Origin of the sequence: Streptomyces sp. NBC_00620 (assembly GCF_026341825.1) — a bacterium.
Taxonomy (GTDB): Bacteria; Actinomycetota; Actinomycetes; order Streptomycetales; family Streptomycetaceae; genus Streptomyces.
Genome location: NZ_JAPENY010000001.1, coordinates 819,294 through 840,011 on the forward strand (window position 1 = coordinate 819,294; position 20,718 = coordinate 840,011).

Consider the following 20,718-nt stretch of genomic DNA (forward strand, 5'->3'; position numbering starts at 1 on the left):
CCTCCGGATCCGGGCGCCCGGTGACCTCGTACCCCCTCCAGAACGGTTCCGTACCCTCCAGAAACGGTTCCGTCACGGTCGCCGACCGCGGTCGGCGACCGACCAAGCGTCGGGGCCTTGCCCTTCCGCACCCTTCCGCCGCCCGGTTCCAGGCCACTGAAACCGCGCTGAATGCGATCTGAATGCGCCCTGCCGCAACCTCCTCGGCATGACGACAACGACATCGCACTCTCCCGCCATCGCGGCCAAGGGGCTGCGCAAGTCCTACGGGGACAAGACGGTCCTCGACGGCGTCGACCTGACGGTGCCGACCGGCACGGTCTTCTCCCTGCTCGGCCCGAACGGCGCCGGCAAGACCACCGCCGTCAAGATCCTCTCCACCCTCATCACCGCCGACCCCGGCACCGGCGACATCCACATCGGCGGCCACAACCTCGCCACCCACCCCCAAGCCGTACGCGCCGCAATCGGCGTCACCGGCCAGTTCTCCGCCGTCGACGGCCTGATCACCGGCGAGGAGAACATGCTCCTCATGGCCGACCTGCACCACCTGCCCCGCAGCGAAGGCCGCCGCACCGCAACCGAACTCCTGGAACGCTTCGACCTCACCGAGGCCGCCAAGAAGCCCGCCTCCACCTACTCCGGCGGCATGAAACGCCGCCTCGACCTCGCCATGACCCTCGTCGGCAACCCGCGGATCATCTTCCTCGACGAGCCCACCACCGGCCTCGACCCACGCAGCCGCCACAACATGTGGGGCATCATCCGCGAACTCGTCTCCGACGGGGTGACCGTCTTCCTCACCACCCAGTACCTGGAGGAGGCCGACGAACTCGCCGACCGCATCGCCGTACTCAACAACGGCAGGATCGCCGCCCAGGGCACCGCAGAAGAGCTCAAGCGGCTCATCCCCGGCGGACACGTCCGGCTCCGCTTCACCGACCCGGCCGCCTACCAGTCCGCCGCCGTCGCCCTGCGCGAGGTCACCAGGGACGACGAGTCGCTGTCCCTGAGCATCCCCAGCGACGGCAGCCAGCGCGAGCTGCGCTCCATCCTCGACTGGCTGGACTCGACCGGCGTCGAGGCGGACGAGCTGACCGTGCACACCCCCGACCTCGACGACGTGTTCTTCGCCCTCACCGGCCCCACCACCGTCCCCAACCAGCCGAACCAGCCCAAGGAGAACGTCCGATGAGCGCCCTCTCCCTCGCCGTACGCGACTCGAACACGATGCTGCGCCGCAACCTCCTGCACGCGTGGCGCTACCCGTCCGCCACCCTGAACCTGCTGCTCACGCCGGTCATGCTGCTACTGCTCTTCGTCTACATCTTCGGCGACGTCATGGCCGCGGGCATCGGGGACGGCGGCGGGGACCGCTCCGCTTACATCGCCTACATCGTCCCCGGCATCGTGATGATGACCATCGGCTCCACCGTGATCGGGGCCGCGGTGTACATCTCCATGGACATGACCGAGGGCCTCATCGCCCGCTTCCGCACGATGGCGGTCTTCCGCGGCTCCGTGATCATCGGGCACGTCGTGGGCAGCGTGCTGCAGTGCATCGCCAGCGCGGTCCTCGTCGGTGCCGTCGGCGTCGCCATCGGCTTCCGCTCCACCGACGCCACCGCCCTGGAATGGATCGCGGCGTTCGGACTGATCGCGCTCTTCTCCCTCACCCTCACCTGGATCGCGGTCGGCATGGGCATGGCCAGCCCGAGCCCCGAGGCGGCCAGCAACAGTGCGATGCCGTTGATCCTCCTCCCGCTCATCTCGAGCGCCTTCATCCCGGCCGACACGATGCCCGGCTGGTTCCAGCCGATCGCCGAGTACCAGCCGTTCACCCCGGCCATCGAAACCCTGCGCGGCCTGCTCCTCGGCACCGAGATCGGCAACAACGGGTGGATCACAATCGCCTGGTGCGTCGGCCTGACGGTGCTCGGCTACCGCTGGTCGATGGCTCAGTTCAACCGCGACCCGAAGTAGCCGTCATGACGGCGCGGGCTGCCTCCCGCAACTCGTCGCGCCCCAGGGCGGCGTACTCCGACACCGCGTCGGCGTACGCCGCCCTCTCGGCGTTCCCGGCGGCCGCGACCGCCTTACGGGCGCGGTCCGCCGACATCGTCGGCTGGAACGAGCGCAGCACCCGCAGCCGTTCGGCCAGCGCGATCATTCGTACGGCCGTGGCATCGCCGGACGCGAGCCCCGCCATGCCGAGGGCGTGCAGCACCGTCCCGAACACAGGGAGCTCCATGGGCGAGCCGGGCGGACCGGAGAGCAGGGTCCGCAGCCCCTGCCGCAGCCGGTCGACCGGCTCGGCGACCAGCGCGAGACGGCCGGCGTGCGCGTGCGCCGTCACCGCCGCCGACTGGATCTCCAGCGCCCACCGGTCGAGGAAGGGGTCGCCGTTGTGCATCGAGCCGGCCTTGGGCGTCTGCTCCACGGCGCCGCGCCACAGGCCGAGCCCGACCTCCGTCAGTCCGCGGGCGAGCGCGATCTCGGCGCGGCCGCCGAGGTCGGTGCTGTCGGAGTCGTCCTGGTGCGGGAGGTTGACGTCCTCCGCCTGCCGCAGCCAGTACTCGGCCTCGTCGGGGTCGCCGCGCTGCAGACAGGCAAGGGCGAGCCCCCAGCGGACGCCGATGGAGTCGCGCTCGTCGCCGAGCCGCGGCAGCACGTCGAGCGCCGCCTTGAGGTGTCCGTACGCTTCCTCGCCCTGCTCCGTCTGCAAGCACAGCTGGCTCAGCCGGGTGTGGCCCATGACCTGCATGAACGGGTTGTCGACCGGCGCCAGTGAGGTGACGGTCCGGCGAGCCGAGGCGAGCGCGCGGTCGATGTCGTGCTCCGACTCCCAGACGAAGGTGGCGACGCACTCCGCGACGCCGGCGAGCAGCGGCTGCTCGCTGTCGCAGAGCTTCTGCAGCACGTCGTAGTCGGGAGGCAGCATCTCGGGGACCGCGCTCAGCACTGCCGCGATGGCGCGCAGCAGCGTGTCCGGCGGGGCCGGGGGCAGCCGTCGGAGGGTGACGAGCTGGCGTACGACGTGCGGGCCGTAGCCCATGAACAGGCTTGCCGTGCACAACACCGCGGCGGCGCGGGCGACTTCGACGTATTCGGGTTCGGGGTGGTAGTGCGAAAGCAGTGGGCCGGTGTCCGCGGCGAGGGCGGTGAGGCGGAGGTAGTTGGAGTCGGTGGACCACAGGGCGGCGAGGACGGCGGTGAGGGCGGCTGTGGTGGGGCCGTCCGTACGGGCCAGGGCGTGGCGCAGGGCCAGTACGAGGTTGTCCTGCTCGGCCCTGATCAGCTTCCAGGCGGTCCGTGGTTCCGAGCCGAAGAACCAGTCGTGGTAGGCGACCACGAAGTCCCGCGCCCAGGCGAGGAACCGGCCGACGGCCTCCTCGTCCTCGCCCGCCTCCGTACGCCGGGCCGCGCTGAACTCCCGTACGGTCTCCAGCATTCGGAACCGCACGCCGGCCGGTGTGTCGGCGACGGTGAGCAGCGACTGGTCGGCCAGCTGCTCGAGGAGGAACAGCGCGTCCTCGCCGAGGACATGCTCCGCCGCTTCGCCGGTGAAGCCGCCGGGGAAGACGGACAGCATGCGCAGTGCGGCCCTGGCTTCCTCGTCGAGCAGGTTCCAGCTCCAGTCGACGACCGCGTGCAGCGTGCGGTGGCGTTCCGGCGTGTCCCGTGCCCCGCCGCGCAGCAGCGCGAACCGGTCGCCGAGGCGGCGGGCTATCTCCGGCACCGAGAGGACCCGCACCCGCGCCGCGGCCAACTCCACGGCGAGCGGCAGCCCGTCGAGGTGCCGGCACAGCTCGGCCATGGCGTCCGGTGGCAGCTCCACGCCGGGCCGGGCGGCCCGGGCCCGCTGTGTGAACAGCTCGACCGAGGTGCCGAGACCGAGCTCGGGCAGCGCGTACACCGCCTCCGACGTGAGGCCGAGCGGGGCCCGGCTGGTGGCGAGCACCCGCAGGTCCTTCGAGGACGAGACCAGGGCCTGTACGAGGTCGGCGGCGCCGGCGATGACCTGCTCGCAGTTGTCGAGGACAAGCAGCGCGGGCCCGGAGCCGAGCACGCCGAGGATTCCGGACACCGGGTCGTGGCCACTGAGTGCGCCGGGCCGTCCCTCGCCCGCGCCGAGCGCGGAGGCCACCTCCGCGGCGACGTCCGCGTCCGCGGTGACGCCGGCGAGCGGCACGAAATACACCACGCGCTGCTCGGCCCGGCGGCTGACGGCGTGCGCGAGCCGGGTCTTGCCGAGGCCGCCGGGGCCGACGACGGTGACGGCGCGGGAGGCGCGCAGCAGCCGCTCCACCGCCGCGATGTCCTCGTCCCGGCCGAGCAGCGGGTTCGGCTCGTGCGGCACGCCGTGCCTGGCCACCGGTGCCTCGCCGCGCAGCAGCTCCTGCTGTACGGCCTTGAGCCCGGCGCCCGGATCGGTGCCGAGCGTCTCGCGCAGCTCACGGCGGTAGGCCTCGTACCGCATCAGTGCGGCGGACGGGCCCGCCGAGGCCGCCTCACCGCGCAGCAGCTCGGCGAGCACCTCCTCGTCGCGCGGACGCTCCGCGGCGGCCACGGCCAGCGGTCCGGCCGCCTCCGCGTGCCGGCCGAGGCGGGCGAGTGCGAGCGCCTGCGCGCGTACGAGCGTGCCGCGGACGGGGGCGCGCTCGGTGCGCAGCGCGGCCACCGGGTCGTCGGTGTCGCCGGCCTCGTCGGGGGTGCCCTCCCACAGCGCGAGTCCGGCCTCGGCCGCGGCCAGCGATCCGGCGTGGTCCCCGGCCCTGGCCCGGTCCGCGCTCGCGGCGGCGTGCAGCAGCAGGGCGGAGCTGTCGACCTGGTCCTCGGCGAGGGTGAGCCGGTATCCGGTCGGCGTGCTGACGAGGACGTCGGCGGCCAGCTGCGCCCGCGCCCTGGACACCAGGACCTGCACCGCCTTTCCCGGCCGCTCCGGCAACTCGTCCGGCCACAGCCCTGCCACCAGCCGCTCGGTGCTGCAGCCCGTGCGCAAGTCGCCCGCGAGCAGCGCGAGGAGACCGCGGAGCCGGGGCGCGGTGACCTCCTGCCCGCGATAGGCGACACGCGGCAGCAGGGTCAGGTCGGTGGTCATCCGTGCACAGTAGCCAAGGGAAGACTGGAAGCCGGCGCGCGGAAAGCGGCGGGCGCCGGCGCATCGGACAACTCACCCCATTCCCTTCCGGATTGCCTGCGGGTGACGAAGGTCATGACTAAGGTCACGAAAATGTATCGGGCATATCGAACATCAACCTTCACAAGGGCCACACGAGTTGGCTAGCGTGCTGACCAGGCCGCCCGACCCCCACCGGCGAACGTCGCCGGGCCGTGGTGGCCTCCGCCGAGTCCGGTGCGCCTTCGTGGCAGCTGGAGCCGGGGACCCAACCGAACTTGGGGTGAATCGGTCCAACTGCCTTGTCGGGCATGGACCGTAGGGCAACCCTTCCGAACCACCCGCCCGAACCCGACAGCTAACTCGGTAGGCGGATGATGGAAGGAGTCGCCTCCCTTGGCGTCGCATCGCAAATGGCTCCCGGGTACGCGCGTGGCGGGCATACGGCCTCCCGCCCTCGCCACCGCCGCCCTCACCTCCGTGGCCCTGCTTTCCCAGACGGCGACCGCCGCGCCCTCGGAGGAGCCCAAGCCGAGCCTCGAAGAGGTCGAGAAGAAGGTCGACGACCTCTACCGGCAGGCGGAGTCGGCCACCGACAAGTACAACGCGGCCAAGGAGAAGACCTCCAAGCAGCGCAAGCAGGTCGACACCCTTCTCGACGATGTCGCCAAGCGCACGGAGAAGCTCAACACCGCGCGTGAGGAGCTGGGTTCGTTCGCCGCGGCGCAGTACCGCACCGGGGCCGCCGCCCCCGACACCGCGAGCCTCCTGCTGGCCGACAACCCGCAGGACTACTTCGACCAGACCCAGCTGATGGACCGGCTGACCACCCGCCAGAAGGCGGCCGTCGACGACTACGTCACGGAGCAGGCCGCCGCCACGGAGAAGCGCACGGAGGCCTCCCAGAGCCTGGAGACGCTGACCACCTCGCAGACCGCCCTCAAGACGTCCAAGGCCGACGTCCAGCAGAAGCTCGCCGCGGCGCGCGAACTGCTCTCGCAGCTGACCGCCGAGGAGAAGGCGCGGCTCGCGGCGATCGAGGAGGAGCAGCGCAAGGAGGCCGAGCGCAAGGCGGCGGAGCTGGCGCAGCAGCAGGCCGCTGCCGAGGCCGCGGCGAAGGCGGCCCAGGAGTCGTCGTCGAGCGCCACGACCGGCTCGACCGCCACCGCCGACTCCTCGTACGCCACGAAGGCGGCCAAGGCCCTCGCCTTCGCCCGCGCCCAGGTCGGCAAGCCGTACGTCTGGGGCGCCACCGGCCCCGGCTCCTACGACTGCTCGGGCCTCACCCAGGCCGCCTGGAAGGCCGCCGGCGTCACGCTCCCGCGCGTCACCTACGACCAGGTGAACGCCGGCACGACCGTCGCCCTCTCCGACGCCCAGCCCGGCGACCTCGTCTTCTTCTACGACGACGTCAGCCACGTCGGCCTCTACATCGGCAACGGCATGATGATCCACGCGCCGAAGCCGGGCGCGTACGTCCGCGAGGAATCGATCTACTACGACGGCGAGTCGGCAATCCACAGCGTGGTACGCCCGGCGTAACGCACCGCACCACCCGGACACCCTTTCCGCGGGGCACGCACGCGTGGAGCACGTTTTCGTGCTCTACGGGGCGTGCCCTGCGGCCTCTTCGGGGCGCCCTGCAGCCTTCTTTCACGCCCCCACGGGCGCGTGCGGCGTCCTCCACGCGTGCGTGGGGCACGTTTTCACCCCCCGCGCGCGTGCCCCGCGGGCAACCCGTCCGGAGATCCCTAGCATCGGGCCCATGCCAGCCATCTCCCAGCTCCGCGCCTGGTGGGCCGAGCGGCCGCCCGCCGCCGGTGCCGCCGTCATGGCCAGCAGCATCGTCTCGGTCGGGTTGCATCTGACCGGATACGAGACGCTGTCCCGTATCGCGCTGGTTCTGGCGGCCGCCGCCTGGCTCGCGCTCGCCGCGGACTTCGTCGTGCGGCTGGTGCGGGAGCGGACGCGCTGGGCGGCAGAGGCGGGCACGCCTGCCGGACTGACCGCCGTCGCGGCGACCGCCGTCCTCGGTACGCGGCTGTCGGCGCTGGGGTGGCAGGAGGTCGCCGAGGCGCTCCTTGCGCTGTCGGCCGTGCTGTGGCCGGTGCTGCTCTTCGTCGTCGTACGGCACTGGAAGCGTCGTATGGCCGGAGGGGTGTTCCTGGTGTGCGTGGCCACGGAGAGCCTGGCGGTGCTGGCGGCCACGCTCGCCGCGGCGGTGGGCGCGGACTGGCTCGCGCACGCCGCGCTGGTGCTGTTCTGGCCCGGGATCGTGCTCTACGGGGTGGCGTTCACGCACTTCGACCTCAGGGAGGTGGTCACGGGCGCCGGGGACCACTGGATCGCGGGCGGCGCGCTCGCGATCTCGACGCTGGCCGGGGCCAGACTCATCGCCGCACACAACGTGAACGCGTACCTGTGGAACGACGACGACAACGGCGTCCTGCGTGCCGCCACCGTCGCCCTGCTCGTCCTCGACCTCGCCTGGTACTGCGTCCTGGGCGCCGCGGAACTGGTCCGGCCGCGCCTTCGCTACGACGTGCGGCGCTGGGCGACCGTGTTCCCGCTGGGGATGACGGCGGTGGCGATCCTGTCGGTCTCGACCGCCCTCGATGTCGACTGGCTCAAGGGGCCGGGTGAGGTACTGCTGTGGATCGCGGTGGCGGTCTGGCTGGCGGTGGCAGCCGGAGCCATCAGGTCCACAGCACCGCGATGAAGATGTCCGTCGTCGTCAGCAGCCCGACGAGCCCGAAGAGACCCTTGTCCACCTTCTCGTCGTCGCGCTTCACATAGACGAGCCCCAGGATCACGATCAGCAGCGCCAGCTTCACACCGATCTTGACGTTGTTGACCGCCTGGTCGTCCGCCTGGTTGAGGCCGACCAGCACAACTCCCGTGACCAGCATGGTCAGCGCGCCGTGCAGCATCGCGGGGACGAACCGGGCCGTGCCCTGGCCCATCGCCTTCATCTGGGTGAGAAAGCCACCAAGGAGCGAGGCGATGCCGATGATGTGCAGGCCGACGAAGAGATGGATGAGTAGGTCCATGGGGCCGGAGCCTATTCCTGCGCCCTGACCCCTCTTGTCACCGGCCCACCCCATGTAACCCCTAGCACCGGCGCACCCCTGGTTGTCCCGGATTGCCCCCATCGGTCATCACACCGTGTGAAGTCGGCGACTCCGGACCGGAATTGCGATCACTTGCGGTCGCTGGACGATCCAGTGGCGCCACTTCCGTACATGGCGTTACCAACCCCTCACGCTCAGGTTTAGCGTCCTCCACCAGGTGCCCGGCTCCCCACCGCCGCCCGGGCCAGGGGCGGCATCCGGACACCACCGCCGAGAAGGTCCGGCGGCGGCCCGCTCCCCCTGTGTGGGCCGCCGCCGGACGTGTAACCGCTGACCGCCGGGTTCCAGCTCCGGCGGCCGTACGGAAGGATGTGGCGCCCTCGTGGCAACACACCGCAAGCCCAGGCAGCGCTCGCTCGGCGGAGGCAAGGCCCGCACCGCCGCCACGATCGCCCTCGCGGGTGCGGCGACGGCCACCGCCTTCGACGGGACGGGGTACGCCGAGCCCCAGCTGTCGACGGCACAGGTGAAGGCCAAGGTCGACAAGTTGTACGAGGAGGCGGAGGTCGCCACCGAGAAGTACAACGGCGCCAAGGAGAAGGCCGGCAAAGCTGCGGAGCGGCTGGGTACGTTGCAGGACGAGGCGGCACGCAAGGAGGAGCGGCTCAACTCGGCGCGCGAAGCGCTGGGTTCGATAGCTGCCTCGCAGTACCGCAGCGGCGGCCTCGACCCGGCGCTGCAGCTCGCGCTCTCCGATGATCCCGGCCAGTACCTGGAAGGTGCCGCGCTCGCCGAGCGTGCGGGCGACAGGCAGGCGTCGGCCGTTGAGCGCGTACGCCAGCAGCTGCGGGAGATCGAGCAGTTGCGCGGCGCCGCGCATGTCGAACTGGCCTCGCTCAAGTCGCGGCAGGCGGAGCTGAAGCGGCACAAGAAGACGATCAACGGGAAGCTGGATGCGGCCAGGCAGCTGCTGGGCCGGCTCAGCGAGGAGGAGCGCGCACAGGCCGTCGGCACCGGTGACTCCGGCGACCGCGCCTCGCGCTCCTCGGCCCGGGACCTGACCCAGGCGCCGTCGTCGGGCTCGGTCGCGGCCCCCAACTCCCGTGCGGCGGCGGCCGTCTCGTACGCCTACGCAAAGCTCGGCAGCCCCTACGTCTGGGGCGCCACCGGGCCGGACGCCTTCGACTGCTCCGGCCTGTCCCAGGCCGCCTACCGCGCCGCGGGCATCGCCCTGCCCCGTACGACCTACGCCCAGATCAACGCCGGCCGCCGCGTCTCACGCTCCGAACTCGCCCCCGGCGACCTGGTGTTCTTCTACTCGGGCATCAGCCACGTGGGCATCTACGTGGGCAACGGCCAGATGATCCACGCCCCCAACCCGAGCGCGCCGGTGCGACTGGCTCCGATCGACGAGATGCCGTTCGCCGGGGCCACTCGGGTGGCGTGAGAGCGGCGGGGCGCACAAGGGTCTCCCGCCGCGTCCTCAGTTCCGGCGGACGTCTCGCAGGGCATCGCCGATCGCGGCCACCCCGTCCGCGATGGCCGTTGCGGGAGACGCGGCGTATCCGAGGAGCAGGCCGGGCGGGCCGGGGCGCTGGCGATGCCAGGACAGCGGGTGCACCTTGACGCCGCGGGCGAGCGAGGCCGCGGCGAGGTCGGTGTCGAGCAAGGCTTCGCCGAGAGGGCGGGCCGACTCCGGCCCGGCGAAATCCGGCCCGGCGAAATCCGACCCAGCGAACTCCGGCTCGCCGAGCTCCGGCCTCTCGAAAGTGATCAGCAGGTGGAGCCCGGCTGCGGCTCCGTGGACCACCGCGCCCGGCAGTCGGTGGCGGATCGCAGCGATCATTGCGTCGCGGCGGCGACGGTGACGGCGGCGCAACTGGCGCAGCTGCCGCTCCAGTTCACCCGATTCCATGAGCCGCGCGAGTACGAGCTGAGGCAGGGCCGGGTTGCCGAGGTCGGCGAAGCGTTTGGCGGCGACCAGCGCGTCCCGGTAGCGCGGCGGCGCGACCAGCCATCCCGTACGCAGGGCGGGGGCGAGCAGCTTGGACACGCTGCCCGCGTAACAGACCCGCTCCGGGAGCATCGACCGCAGCGCGGGCACGGGCGGCCGGTCGTAGCGGTGCTCGGCGTCGTAGTCGTCCTCCACGATCAGCCCGCCGTCCCCGGCCCACCGCATCAGCTCGCGGCGCCGCGCTCCCCCGAGCACCACCCCGGTCGGGAACTGGTGCGCCGGCGTCAGCAACACCACTCCGTGCGTCCGCAGTTCGGCCACCCGGATCCCCTCGGCGTCGACGGACACCGGCGGCGTACGCAGCCCCTGCCATTGCAGATGCTGCCGGACCCCGAGCGAGCCGGGGTCCTCCACGGCGATCTCCTCCACCCCGTCGTCGCGCAGCACCTGCCCGAGCAGCGCCAGCGCCTGCGCGGTCCCCGCGACGACGATCACCTCGTCCGGCTCGACCCTGATCCCGCGGTTCCGCGCCAGCCAGTGCGCCACGGCCCGCCGCAACTCCGGTGTCCCGCACGGATCCCCGTACCCGAATCCCGGCGCGGAGAGCCCACCGAGCACCTCCCGCTCGGCGTGCAGCCAGGCCGCGCGTGGGAAGGCCGTGAGGTCGGGGACACCGGGCGAGAAGTCGATACGGGCGGGGGCAGAGCGGACCAGGTCGAAGATGTCGTCGCCGGGAGGCGCGGAGAACAGGCGGCTGAGCGCATCGCCGGGCAGCTCGCTGCGGTAGGGCTCTAGGGGCGCGCCGGGTGAGCAGGCCACGTCGGACGAACGAGACGGGCCGGGCGAACGAGACGCACCCGTGGGCGCTGCCACGACCACCGTCCCGTTCCGGCCCCTGCCCGCGACGTGCCCGTCCTCGGACAGCCGCTGGTACGCCTCTGTCACCACCCCGCGCGAGACCTGGAGCTCGGCGGCGAGGCCCCGGGTCGCCGGGAGCCTGGACCCCAGCGGCAGCCGGCCGTCGGAGATCGCCCGCCGCAACTGCCCCGCCAGCCAGTCGGCGCGGCCACCGAACGGGGCTTCACCGATGTCGAGTTGGAGAAAGTCGGACGACCCTGCCGATGCGCTGTTTATGGACCTGTCGTCATGGTCACCATTGGACCTGTTCACCGGGCCATTGTCGGACGAGGCTCGCTCCATGACCACGCCAATCGACTACGTGCACGGCTACTCCGCCCACGAGACCCGCCGCCTCGGCGATCAGGCCGACACCCTGGCGGCCCTGCTGCACTCCGGCACGGCATACCCCGCGGGCAGCAAGGTTCTCGAGGTCGGCTGCGGGGTGGGGGCACAGACGGTGCACCTGGTGACAGGGAGCCCGGAGGCGCACTTCGCCGCTGTCGACATCTCAGCCACTTCCCTCTCCCAGGCCCGCGCCCGCGTGAGGGCTCACGCCCCCGACGCACACGTTTCGTGGCACCAGGCGAACCTCTTCGAACTTCCCTTCCCCGACGCCGAGTTCGACCACCTCTTCGTCTGCTTCGTCCTGGAACACCTCGCCGCCCCACGCCAGGCCCTCACCGCACTGCGCCGCGTCCTGCGCCCGGGCGGCACCCTCACCGTCATCGAGGGCGACCACGGCTCGGCGTTCTTCCACCCCGACAGCGCCCACGCCCACGCGGCGATCGACTGTCAGATCCGACTCCAGTCCATGGCAGGCGGCAACGCGCTGCTCGGCCGACAACTGCATCCGCTCGTCACGGGCGCCGGTTACCAGGATGTCGTGGTCCGCCCCCGTACGGTGTACGCGGACGGCTCCCGCCCCACCCTGGTGAACGGCTTTACCCGCAACACCTTCATCGCGATGATCGAATCCGTACGCGAAGACGCCCTCGCCGGGGGCCTGACGACCCCGACGGACTGGGACCGGGGCATCAGGGACCTGCACCGCACGGCCACCGACGACGGCACGTTCCACTACACGTTCTTCAAGGCCCTCGCGGTGAATCCACCGGCCGGTTAGCCGGCCCCGGTGAGCGTCCTCATCCCGTGCTACACCAGACGACGAGCCGTGGCCCACCGGGTCAGCTCGTGCCGGTTGGAGAGCTGCAACTTCCGCAGTACGGCGGAGACATGGGACTCGACCGTCTTGACGGAGATGAACAGCTGCTTGGCGATCTCCTTGTACGCGTAGCCACGGGCGATGAGGCGGAGGACCTCGCGCTCGCGCTGGGTGAGACGGTCGAGGTCCTCGTCGACGGGTGGGGCGTCGGTCGAGGCGAACGCGTCGAGGACGAATCCGGCCAGGCGGGGCGAGAAGACCGCGTCGCCGTCCTGGACACGGAAGATGGAGTCCACGAGGTCCGTACCGGTGATCGTCTTGGTGACATAGCCCCGGGCGCCACCGCGGATCACACCGATGACGTCCTCCGCGGCGTCCGACACGGACAGCGCGAGGAAGCGGACCGGCTGCTCGGCGTCGGCCATCAACGGGGCGCAACGGCGCAGCACTTCGACACCTCCGCCGCCCGGCAGGTGGACGTCGAGCAGAACGACCTCGGGCCGGGTGGCCGTGATGACCGTGACCGCCTGGTCGACGTCCGCGGCCTCACCGACCACCTCGACGCCGGTCCGCTCGGTCTCGCCGATCTCGGCCTGAACGCCCGTACGGAACATGCGGTGGTCGTCGACGAGCACGACCCGCGCATGACGCCCACTCCCGGCGGCGGCCGACCCGGCCGTGTTCGCGGCCTCTCCGGATGCGGCGGCAGCCGAAGGGGTCTCCTCCGCACCGGCAGAACTGCCGGACTCCACAGGCCCATTCGTGTCACTCATGACGTCTTCTCCGCCCTCTCCATCTCCAGCTCGACCTCCGTGCCGCCGTCCGGCACCGCGCGCAGCCGCGCCGTGCCGCCGTTGCGCTCCATGCGGCCGATGATCGATTCTCTGACGCCCATGCGGTCGGCGGGTATCGAGTCGAGGTCGAAGCCGGGGCCGCGGTCACGAACGGACACGAAGACCGTCCTGCCCTCGACTTCGGCGAAGACCTGTACCGCGCCGCCCTCGCCACCGTACTTGGCCGCGTTCACCATCGCTTCCCGCGCGGCCTGCATCTGTGCGGTGATGCCCTCGTCGAGCGGGCAGTCGCCGACGACCACGACCTCGATGGGGACGCCGTGCTTGTCCTCGACCTCCGCGGCATTGCGCCGGACCGCCTCGGCGAGGGTGTCGGGCTCCTCGGCCTCGTCCTTGCCGGTGCCCTCGGGTTTGTAGAGCCAGGTGCGCAGGTCGCGCTCCTGGGCGCGGGCCAGGCGCCTTACCTCGTTCCCGTTGTCCGCGTTGCGCTGGATCAGGGTCAGGGTGTGCAGCACCGAGTCGTGGACATGGGCGGCGACTTCCGCCCGCTCCTGGGCGCGGATACGCATCAGGCGCTCTTCGGAGAGGTCCTGTGTCATGCGTACGAGATAGGGGCCGGCGAGCAGCGCTATGCCGACCAGGACGGCGAGTGCCGCCTGGAGGACGGAGCCGAGGTGGGCGGCCGAGCCCTGGAGGACGAATATTCCGGAGACTCCGGCGGTGACCAGCAGGACACCCGCTGCGGAGCGCAGCAGCGTGAGCGTACGGCGGCGGCGGCCGACCTCCACCCAGCGGGCCCGCCGCGCGTTGTCCGCCTGGCGCCAGACGAGGGCGACGCCCGCGCCGACGAGCACCGTCGGCCACAGATACGCCTTCGCTCCGCCGCCGAGGTTCACATTGCCGACGAAGACCATGGCCACGACGACCATGAGGAGCAGGGCGACGATCTGCCCCTTGTCCGGCTTGCGGGCCACGAGCCTGCGGCGGCCGTCGGGGGCGGTCTCGGTGGAGATGCCCGGCGTACGCCCCGCACCGACCGGGCCGACTCCTCCGACCCCGCCGACGCCGAGCGGCACGAAGAACCAGAACGCGGCATACAGCAGGGCCCCCAGCCCGTCCGCCATGAACAGGCCGACGAACACGAGCCGCACCCAGATCACCGGCAGCCCGAGATGCCCGGCGAGCCCTCGCGCCACGCCCCCGAGCCAGCGTCCGTCGCTGCTGCGGTAGAGCTTGCGCGGGGGCCGCGGGGCGTCCAGTGGCATGGCTGCGGCTTCCGGCATGCCATCGATGTTCACACGCCCGGCGGGCCCGGGCATCAGGGTCGACCCCCGAGACTCCCCTGATCTTCGAGAAACCGCCGCCTGACCTTCGAACGCCCGGTGTCCGACCCCGGGAAATCCGGCAGTCGATCTTCGACGAAACCGACCGCCGATCCTAGGAAACCGGGTGATCGAACAGTTCCCCTCCGCCCTCCTCCCGCCCCCCTCCCGCCCCCTCCTCTCCCCATCAGGGCCGAAATCAGGGTTCGGCCAGGGTCATCCCGACTGCCCTTGCGCCTCCTCGCCCGTCACGATGGACGCATGACAGATCACCAGCACGCGGCGGCGGAGCCGGACCCCGGCCCCGGCCCGGGCGCCCCACCACCGGGCACCGGGCCGCGCGACGCCGTGCCGCCCGCCACAGGTGAGGAGCCGCGTGCGCCCGAGGTCCCCCGCAAGTTCCGCCGCGACCGGCGGCACAAGATGCTGGGCGGGGTGTGCGCCGGACTGGGGCGGCAGTGCGACATGGACCCGGTGATCTTCCGGATCGTGCTCGCGGTGCTCTCCGCGACCGGCGGCCTCGGCCTCATCTTCTACGGCTTCGTCTGGCTGTTCGTCCCCTTCGACGACGACGAGGAGAACGAGGTACGGAAGCTCCTGACCGGCCGCGTGGACGGCCAGGCGCTGGCGGCCGTGCTCTTCGCTCTGGTCGGCTGCGGAGTGTTCCTCTCGATGATCAACAACGGCGGGGTGCTGACCTTCGCCGTGGTCCTCGCCCTGCTCCTGGCGGGCGCCGGGTTCTGGTCGCAGCAGCGCGGCGCCCCCGACCCCGACCCGCTCGCCGCCCAGGCCGTGGCCGACGCCCCGCCGGAGGCACAGGCACCGCCCGTCCCCGCCTCCTACCCCTCCTGGTGGCGCGACCCGATCATCAAGGACGGCTCCCATGTCGGCGGTACCGGCTATCTGTGGGGCCCCAGAGACGCCCGGAACCGAGATGTGGCGGCCGCACTCAACATCGCCCGGGGCACAAGCCGCCCGGACATACGCACGGCATGGCAGCCGCAGCCGAAGCCACCCGGCCCGCGCTGGATCGGCGGCTGGGTGCTCGTGCTCGCGCTCGTCGCGGGCATCCTCGGCACCAGCCTGACCTGGGAAGAACACACGCTGGGCACCAGCCTGCAGACCGGCCTGGCCAGTGCGCTGATCGTGTTCGGCCTGGGCATCGCGATCAGCGCGTTCAAGGGCCGTACGGGCGCAGGCTCGATCTTCCTCGCGATACTCACCGCGGGCCTGCTCGCCGCCTCCGCCGCACTCCCCAAGGACATCAGCACGCACTGGGTACGAACGGAGTGGACCCCGACCACCGCGGCCCAAGTGAAGGAGACCTACGACCTCGGCACAGGCGTGGGCACCCTGGACCTGACCAACCTCGACCTCGCCAAGGGCCAGACCCTGTCGACGAACGCGGAGGTGGGTGTGGGCCAGCTCAAGGTGATCGTCCCGAAGGATCTGACCGTGAACCTGACCGTCGATGTCGGCGTCGGAGACATCCAGTTGCCGGGCGACGACAAGAAGGACGTGGACGTGGCACCGGGCAAGCACAAGAGCGTGACACTGTCGCCCACGACCGCCGAGAAGAACGGCGGCACGCTCGACCTCGACCTCCAGGTCGGCGTGGGCCAGGCGGAGGTGACCCGTGCCACGTCATGAGTTCCAGCCGGGAAAGCTGATCGCGGGTTCCTTCCTCACCCTCGCGGGCGTCGTCTACGCGGGCGACGCGGGCGGCCTCTGGGAAACACCGTGGTTCGCGATCATCCCCATAGTCACGGTCGGCCTCTGCCTAGCGGGCACGGTGGCGCTGCTGACCCACGCCGTACGCAGACGCCGAGCAGCTCGCCGGGACCCTGCAACCGCGGCGGGCAAGGGAGGGTAGACCGGGAACGGACACCCACGGACGTCACCGGACGCCCACGGACCGCACGACCCCGTCGGCGTTGGCCGGTGTCGCCGATGGCTAGCGATAGCCCCCGGCCCGTTGCCTACGCCTGGCCCTCAACGCCGCATCCACGGAGAACACCGACGCACCGGCCAGAACCAGCGGCAGCCAGGCCATCAGGTAGATCAGGTCATTGCCGTAGTAGTACGGGTCGGCGGCCCAGCTCACGGTCAGCCACAGGCTGAGCGAGATGAGGGCACCGCCGAACGCGGCGAGGCGGGCCAGCAGGCCGATCAGCGTGCCGATCCCGACGGCGAGCTCACCGAAGGCAATCGCATAACCGAAGCCGACCGGATTCTTCAACGACAGATCCACAAGGGCCGGGATCGCCGAGGAGTCCCGGACCCCGCGCATCATGTCCCCGATCGAGCCGGCGCCGGAGTCCGACATGAACGCGCTGTCGGTGAGTTTGTCCAGGCCCGCATAGATGAAGGTGACGCCGAGGAAGACCCGTAGAGGAAGCAGGGCGTAACGGGTGGCAGTGTCCCGCCAGTCCCGCCCCCCATCGAGATAGGGGCTCGGTGTGTCCGTCCGAATACCGTGAGTCATCGCTCTCCGCCGCCTCTCGCCCGCGTGCCGTTGACCCCTCAACAGACCATACGTACGACAGCAGGCCCCCGCTCAAGACTCGGGGTGCCCGTTTTCCTTCACACCCTCCAGTGACCAGAGCGATATGGCCACCCGGCGCGGGTGCCCGGGCCGATTTCTTTCGCCCCCTCCGCCCCTACCCAACCCGAACCTGGGGGCTCCGCCCCCAGACCCCCGCTCGCCCAAAGGGCTCGTCCTCAAACGCCGGACGGGCTGAAAGATCTCCCCCGGGCGGGCTGACGAGTGCGGCCCCCACGGGTGGGCGGGGGATCGGGACGGCACCACCGAGTCCTCAAACGCCGCCCGGCCGAGAACGCACCCGCCCCACACCTACACCCCTAGCCGCCCACGCGCCCGCAGCCACATACGCACGGGAGGGGCCGGGGGCCGGTACATCAAATGCCCGTCGCGTACGTTCGCGTCACCGGACGCCTCCCTGCTCGGCCAAGGTCTGATCCGTCGGCGACGGGCGGATGTACCGGCCCCCGGCCCCGACCCACCCAACCCCAGGGCGCAACGCCCCTCAATCCGTCACATCAATCACGCACCGATTCGTCTCCACCCCCGCAGCCGTAACCACCTGCACCTCCACCCGCCCCGGCTCCACATCCACCGGCACAGGCACCGTAAGCACCGCATCCGTGGGATTACTGAACCCCCCGGCCACGGGAACCAACGGCACATGGACATGCACAGGACCGATCCGCACCACCATCCGGGACAGCCGGTCCGCGGTCCCCGCACCGGGCGGCACGAACCCGGCCCCCCGGATCTCGATGTCGTCACCGGTCCGGATGGGCGCGTCGAGGTCCCCCGCCTCACGGGCGCGGACGACGGAGAGGATCACCGGCCGCCCGCCCTCGGCCCACTTCCCGGCGAGATAGGTGGCGGCGGACACAAGGACCAGCACCGCCAGCCCCCACGGCAGATCCGGCAGCTGCGAGGGCCGCCGCGCCAGCCGTACCGCCGCGAACACGAGAGCAACCGCACAGATCACGACGTACTGGATGTCCGCAAAGGAACCCCGCCCGGAGTCATCCGTCAGGAGATCGGACGCCCGCGGCCGATCCGCCCGCACCTTCTGCAGCCGCTGCCCGAGCACCCGCAGCCCCACCACCCGCCGCACCAGCACAGCAATCCCGCACACCACGGCAACAACGGTCACCACACCAGAACCACGGGCGAGTTCAAGCCCGGCAATCAGCTCGTCGCGCGTGCCGTGCGCGGAAGCCGCAGCCAGCTGCCCCACCAGCACGAGCACGGCGTAAACGACAAACAGCACCCAACCCCCCGCCACCACACGCGAGGTGGAGAGCCGGTTGTCCTCGCCGATGAGAGGCGCGAGGGCACCACCCCGCGCCCGGTGCAGATACCCCGCACCGGTCAACGCCCCGCTCACCACAAGCGCGGCAAGCAGCCCGGCCGTCCGCGCGGCGGACCACCCCGCCCCGATCGCGGTGAGCGCCTGCACCAGGAGCAGCGCGACGGCAACTCCCCACACCGCGTAGGCAGTACGCCGCCACATCCGCCCGAGCCACGCCTCACCGTCGAGGCGCCCGCGCTCGGCGACGACGTCCGCGGACTGGGTCAGTTCGTCCGAGACCCACTGCCGGGACGCGGACGCCGAGTGGGCGACGGCGGCGGGCAGCCCCTGCCCGGACGCCAACTGGTCGCGCTTCGCGAGGAATTCGGCGACAGCCCGCCGATGCCCCTCGCGCGCCCCGTGCGGACAGTCCCCGCAGGTGCACCCACCGCCGTGCACGCCCTGCCCGGAACCCTGACCTGCGCCGAGCCCGTCACCGCGCCCCGCGCCACGCCCCGAACCACGCTCCACGCTGTGTCTCGCCTCCTGCACCGCCACGTCCGCTGCCGCCTTCCCCACACCAAGAACTCCCGTGCGGCCAGACCATCCGTACGCCTGACTGCCGTACAACTGCCTTAAAACTGCGTCGCGATGACAGCGAATTGTGCCGTACGAAACACGGCCCGCGTCCGGCAGGTCTGGTCAGCGCGGGTGAAGCGCGGGCGCCCGTGTTGACCCGGCTGCGAGAATTTGCGTATGGCCGAGATCATCCAGCGCGACGGGACCTGGGTCTTCGACGGCAGCACGGTCAGGATCACGCCGGGACTGCACCGCTCCGTGCCGCTGTTCCGGCAGACGTACGGGGAGGTCGCGGTTCCCCTGGAGGCGATCGCCGGCATCGTCTACGAGCCCGAACGCAAGCGCGGCCGCCTGCGGCTGAGCCTGCGCGAGGGCGCCGACCCGCTTCTCCAGGCGACCGGCGGCCGACTGCCCGAGGCGGCGGATCCGTACCGGCTGGCGGTCGACATCGACCGTTCCGGGGTCGCGGAGTACGTCGCCGAGGAGATCCGCCGCGCGCTGCTCCTCGACCAGATCCCCAAGGAGCCGACGAAGGGGTACCTCCTTCCGGGCCCGCCCGTCCCCGTCTCCGTCCGCTCCAGCGACGGCACGGTGTCGTTCGACGGGACGCAGGTGCGGATCGACTGGGCGGACACCTCCGACCGGGTCAAGCGGGCGACGGGCCCGCGGATCATCGCGGTGAGCGACCTCGCACAGGTCGAGTGGCTGCCCAACTCCGGTTACGAGGACGGTTTTCTGCGCTTCGTGACCGGCGAGACCGTCTTCTCGAAGCTGCCGCCCGAGAAGGACCCGTACTCCCTCGACCTGTGGGGCAACACCCACCGCGACCTCCTGACGGCTCTGGTCGCCACCGCCGTCACCGCCCGCTTGCCGCATCCGTCCACCCGCACGGGCGAGTACGTGGACCGCCCCCAACTCAGGGCCGCCGTACCGCCTCCGGCCGACCATCACGACGCACTCCTGCGCCGTCTGCGGGAGTTGGGCGAACTGCACCGCGACGGCGTACTCACGGACGAGGAGTTCGCGGCGACGAAGGCGGCGGTGCTCCGCGGTTTCTGACCCCTTACGACAACAGATCGGGCTCACTCCGACTGATGTCCTGCCACAACGGCTGGTAGTTGATCCAAGCCACCAGATCGCCGCCGAGCTGCTCCCGCGTCGCGACCGCCTGTTTGTGGTCGATGAGGATCGGCCGGCCCGCGGCCTGCGCGGTGAGCTGTACCTGACTGGACCGTTCCATGGAGACGAACCACCAGGCCGCAGCGTCCACGGAGTCCCCGACCGTGAGCAGCCCGTGGTTGCGCAGCACCAGTGCCTTGCCGGTGCCGAGCGCGGAGGCGATGCGGCGGCCCTCGTCGGCGTCCACGGCGACGCCGGTGTACGTGTCGTACAGCGCGTGGTCCTCGTAGAAGGCGCAGCTCTCCTGGGTGATCGGGTCGAGCAGGTCGCCGAGGGCGGACAGAGCGCGCCCGTGCACGGAGTGGCAGTGGGCGACGGCGACGACGTCGGGGCGGGCGGCGTGGACCTGGGCGTGCACAGTGAAGGCCGCCTGGTTCACGTGGTAGCGGCCCTCGATCACCTGCCCGCTCTGGTTGGCCATGACTAGGTCGCTGACGGTGACGTGCTTGAACGGCATCCCGAAGGGGTTCACCCAGAAGCAGTCGCTGTACTCGGGGTCGCGCGCGGTGATGTGACCGGAGACCCCGTCCTCGAACCCGAGCCGCCCGAAGAGCCGCAGCGCTCCGGCCAGCCGTTCCTTGCGGTGCCGCCGCTCGTCGTCCAACGACTCGTGCATCGGCGGCATGGCGAACCGCAGCCGGTCGGTGGGTAGGGGCAGGGGCGGGGTGGGCCCGTGCATATGTCCTCCAGCACTGGCGTGTCCGGTACGGAGCGGAAGTTACCCTCGGTCAGCCCAAGAGAACAGGGCCGTTCCGTGAAGAGAGTGCGCAACCGTTACGAGATCCGGGTTCCCTGTGTCGCCGAGTGCACG

General features: G+C 71.2%; 17 protein-coding genes and 1 riboswitch. Of the genes, 9 read left to right on the top strand and 8 right to left on the bottom strand.

All coding sequences use genetic code 11. The annotated features are described in order from the left end of the window. Positions 1-208: 208 nt before the first annotated feature. Both OG246_RS03650 and OG246_RS03655 read left to right on the top strand, forming a co-directional pair. Entirely contained in the window at positions 209-1,195 is a 987-nt protein-coding gene (locus tag OG246_RS03650) for an ATP-binding cassette domain-containing protein (RefSeq protein ID WP_266455720.1), read from the top strand. Next, a complete protein-coding gene (locus OG246_RS03655) occupies positions 1,192-1,983 on the top strand; it encodes an ABC transporter permease (protein ID WP_266455722.1) in 792 nt (263 codons plus the stop codon). Before OG246_RS03650 ends, OG246_RS03655 begins: the two co-directional genes overlap by 4 nt. On the opposite strand, the gene OG246_RS03660 is transcribed toward OG246_RS03655, so the two are convergent. After that, on the bottom strand, positions 1,964-5,101 hold the full coding sequence (locus OG246_RS03660) for a BTAD domain-containing putative transcriptional regulator (protein WP_266455725.1): 3,138 nt from the start codon (positions 5,099-5,101) through the stop codon (positions 1,964-1,966). The genes OG246_RS03655 and OG246_RS03660 overlap by 20 nt on opposite strands. 234 nt (positions 5,102-5,335) lie before the next feature. Beyond that, positions 5,336-5,508, top strand: a riboswitch (cyclic di-AMP (ydaO/yuaA leader). 7 nt (positions 5,509-5,515) lie between these two features. Here OG246_RS03660 and OG246_RS03665 point away from each other — a divergent pair. Next, positions 5,516-6,661, top strand: a complete 1,146-nt coding sequence (locus tag OG246_RS03665; RefSeq protein ID WP_266455727.1) for an NlpC/P60 family protein — start codon at positions 5,516-5,518, stop codon at positions 6,659-6,661. Positions 6,662-6,884: 223 nt separating this feature from the next. Next, complete coding sequence (locus OG246_RS03670) at positions 6,885-7,838, top strand: tellurite resistance/C4-dicarboxylate transporter family protein (protein WP_266455728.1); 954 nt, start codon at positions 6,885-6,887, stop codon at positions 7,836-7,838. On the opposite strand, the gene OG246_RS03675 is transcribed toward OG246_RS03670, so the two are convergent. Continuing rightward, positions 7,816-8,169 (bottom strand): hypothetical protein, encoded by a 354-nt coding sequence (locus OG246_RS03675; RefSeq protein WP_266455731.1) that lies wholly within the window; start codon positions 8,167-8,169, stop codon positions 7,816-7,818. The genes OG246_RS03670 and OG246_RS03675 overlap by 23 nt on opposite strands. Before the next feature lie 403 nt (positions 8,170-8,572). On the opposite strand from OG246_RS03675, the gene OG246_RS03680 reads away from it, so the two are divergent. Continuing rightward, positions 8,573-9,637: a C40 family peptidase gene (locus OG246_RS03680; RefSeq protein ID WP_266455733.1), complete on the top strand. Its 1,065-nt coding sequence runs from the start codon at positions 8,573-8,575 to the stop codon at positions 9,635-9,637. A gap of 36 nt (positions 9,638-9,673) precedes the next feature. Here OG246_RS03680 and OG246_RS03685 read toward each other — a convergent pair whose 3' ends face one another. Continuing rightward, positions 9,674-11,314 carry a PLP-dependent aminotransferase family protein gene (locus tag OG246_RS03685; protein WP_266455736.1) on the bottom strand — a complete coding sequence of 547 codons (1,641 nt, stop codon included), beginning with the start codon at positions 11,312-11,314 and terminating at the stop codon, positions 9,674-9,676. Between the two features lie 28 nt (positions 11,315-11,342). Between OG246_RS03685 and OG246_RS03690 the strand changes: the two genes are divergently transcribed. Continuing rightward, positions 11,343-12,167 (top strand): L-histidine N(alpha)-methyltransferase, encoded by an 825-nt coding sequence (locus OG246_RS03690; protein ID WP_266455739.1) that lies wholly within the window; start codon positions 11,343-11,345, stop codon positions 12,165-12,167. Positions 12,168-12,196: 29 nt separating this feature from the next. Here the strand turns inward: OG246_RS03690 and OG246_RS03695 are convergent, their stop codons facing one another. Both OG246_RS03695 and OG246_RS03700 read right to left on the bottom strand, forming a co-directional pair. Then, the gene (locus tag OG246_RS03695) at positions 12,197-12,979 is read right to left on the bottom strand and encodes a response regulator transcription factor (protein ID WP_266455742.1); all 783 of its coding nucleotides are present in this window, start codon (positions 12,977-12,979) and stop codon (positions 12,197-12,199) included. Continuing rightward, positions 12,976-14,319: an ATP-binding protein gene (locus OG246_RS03700; RefSeq protein ID WP_266455745.1), complete on the bottom strand. Its 1,344-nt coding sequence runs from the start codon at positions 14,317-14,319 to the stop codon at positions 12,976-12,978. The genes OG246_RS03695 and OG246_RS03700 overlap by 4 nt, the downstream gene beginning before the upstream one ends. 264 nt (positions 14,320-14,583) lie before the next feature. Here OG246_RS03700 and OG246_RS03705 point away from each other — a divergent pair, with 264 nt between their 5' ends. Continuing rightward, positions 14,584-15,972: a PspC domain-containing protein gene (locus OG246_RS03705; RefSeq protein WP_266455748.1), complete on the top strand. Its 1,389-nt coding sequence runs from the start codon at positions 14,584-14,586 to the stop codon at positions 15,970-15,972. Next, positions 15,959-16,195 (top strand): hypothetical protein, encoded by a 237-nt coding sequence (locus tag OG246_RS03710; protein ID WP_266455750.1) that lies wholly within the window; start codon positions 15,959-15,961, stop codon positions 16,193-16,195. Before OG246_RS03705 ends, OG246_RS03710 begins: the two co-directional genes overlap by 14 nt. A gap of 81 nt (positions 16,196-16,276) precedes the next feature. Here the strand turns inward: OG246_RS03710 and OG246_RS03715 are convergent, their stop codons facing one another. Beyond that, positions 16,277-16,807 (bottom strand): DoxX family protein, encoded by a 531-nt coding sequence (locus OG246_RS03715; RefSeq protein WP_266455751.1) that lies wholly within the window; start codon positions 16,805-16,807, stop codon positions 16,277-16,279. Positions 16,808-17,369: 562 nt separating this feature from the next. Beyond that, positions 17,370-18,608, bottom strand: coding sequence for a hypothetical protein (locus OG246_RS03720; RefSeq protein WP_266463841.1), 1,239 nt, complete (start codon positions 18,606-18,608; stop codon positions 17,370-17,372). A gap of 297 nt (positions 18,609-18,905) precedes the next feature. Between OG246_RS03720 and OG246_RS03725 the strand changes: the two genes are divergently transcribed. Then, positions 18,906-19,787, top strand: a complete 882-nt coding sequence (locus tag OG246_RS03725) for a DUF4429 domain-containing protein (RefSeq protein WP_266455754.1) — start codon at positions 18,906-18,908, stop codon at positions 19,785-19,787. Between the two features lie 4 nt (positions 19,788-19,791). Here the strand turns inward: OG246_RS03725 and OG246_RS03730 are convergent, their stop codons facing one another. Further along, positions 19,792-20,586 (bottom strand): class II aldolase/adducin family protein, encoded by a 795-nt coding sequence (locus OG246_RS03730; RefSeq protein WP_266455757.1) that lies wholly within the window; start codon positions 20,584-20,586, stop codon positions 19,792-19,794. Positions 20,587-20,718: the final 132 nt, after the last annotated feature.

What these genes read in the sequence shown, in the direction of transcription:
- OG246_RS03650 (WP_266455720.1), top strand. Translation starts at nt 209, where the DNA reads ATGACGACAACGACATCGCACTCTCCCGCCATCGCGGCCAAGGGGCTG.
- OG246_RS03655 (WP_266455722.1), top strand. Translation starts at nt 1,192, where the DNA reads ATGAGCGCCCTCTCCCTCGCCGTACGCGACTCGAACACGATGCTGCGC.
- OG246_RS03660 (WP_266455725.1), bottom strand. Translation starts at nt 5,101, where the DNA reads ATGACCACCGACCTGACCCTGCTGCCGCGTGTCGCCTATCGCGGGCAG.
- OG246_RS03670 (WP_266455728.1), top strand. Translation starts at nt 6,885, where the DNA reads ATGCCAGCCATCTCCCAGCTCCGCGCCTGGTGGGCCGAGCGGCCGCCC.
- OG246_RS03675 (WP_266455731.1), bottom strand. Translation starts at nt 8,169, where the DNA reads ATGGACCTACTCATCCATCTCTTCGTCGGCCTGCACATCATCGGCATC.
- OG246_RS03690 (WP_266455739.1), top strand. Translation starts at nt 11,343, where the DNA reads ATGACCACGCCAATCGACTACGTGCACGGCTACTCCGCCCACGAGACC.
- OG246_RS03695 (WP_266455742.1), bottom strand. Translation starts at nt 12,979, where the DNA reads ATGAGTGACACGAATGGGCCTGTGGAGTCCGGCAGTTCTGCCGGTGCG.
- OG246_RS03700 (WP_266455745.1), bottom strand. Translation starts at nt 14,319, where the DNA reads ATGCCCGGGCCCGCCGGGCGTGTGAACATCGATGGCATGCCGGAAGCC.
- OG246_RS03705 (WP_266455748.1), top strand. Translation starts at nt 14,584, where the DNA reads ATGACAGATCACCAGCACGCGGCGGCGGAGCCGGACCCCGGCCCCGGC.
- OG246_RS03715 (WP_266455751.1), bottom strand. Translation starts at nt 16,807, where the DNA reads ATGACTCACGGTATTCGGACGGACACACCGAGCCCCTATCTCGATGGG.
- OG246_RS03725 (WP_266455754.1), top strand. Translation starts at nt 18,906, where the DNA reads ATGGCCGAGATCATCCAGCGCGACGGGACCTGGGTCTTCGACGGCAGC.
- OG246_RS03730 (WP_266455757.1), bottom strand. Translation starts at nt 20,586, where the DNA reads ATGCACGGGCCCACCCCGCCCCTGCCCCTACCCACCGACCGGCTGCGG.